Here is a 534-nt window from a genome sequence, read left to right as displayed (position 1 = left end):
GGGTCAGATCGCCGATCAATGTGGGCGTCCAATACCGGTTCAAAAACGGCACCCAGCTGACCACATCCTATCTCTATGGCACCACGCTGGGGCTGACGCTGAGCTATTTCATCGACCCGCGCAAGGCAGTGACGCCCGGCGGGCAGGGCGCCGCCCCACCGCCGCTGAAGCCCGAAGCCCAGATTGCCGCCACCGCCCGCACCCCCGGCGACATCCGCGACCGGATGCAGGCCGCGCTGGCGCAGGAAGGGCTGCGGCTGGTCTACCTGTCGGACAGCGGCGGCACGGTGCAGGTCGGGGTCGAGAACACCCGCTATGGCCAGGCCGCCCAGGCGCTGGGGCGCACCGCCCGGGTGCTGGCCAACGAAGAACCGCCGCAGACCGAACAGTTCGACATCGCGCTGATGTCGAACGGCGTGCCGCTGAGCGCGGTGCGGGTCCGTCGCGACGACCTCTATGAGCTGGAGCACGACCCCGACAATGCCTGGCGCAGCTTTGCCCGGGCTCAGATCTCGGACACGATCCCGCTGCTGC

1 protein-coding gene is annotated in these 534 nt (G+C 68.9%); it reads left to right on the top strand.

What is annotated here, in order from left to right:
• On the top strand, positions 1 to 534 hold a 534-nt coding region (locus ACR0DO_RS19590), incomplete at both ends, for a YjbH domain-containing protein (RefSeq protein WP_480561120.1).

It is taken from the genome of Ruegeria sp. AM9, assembly GCF_056540565.1.
This window is presented reverse-complemented; position numbering and strand designations above follow the sequence as displayed.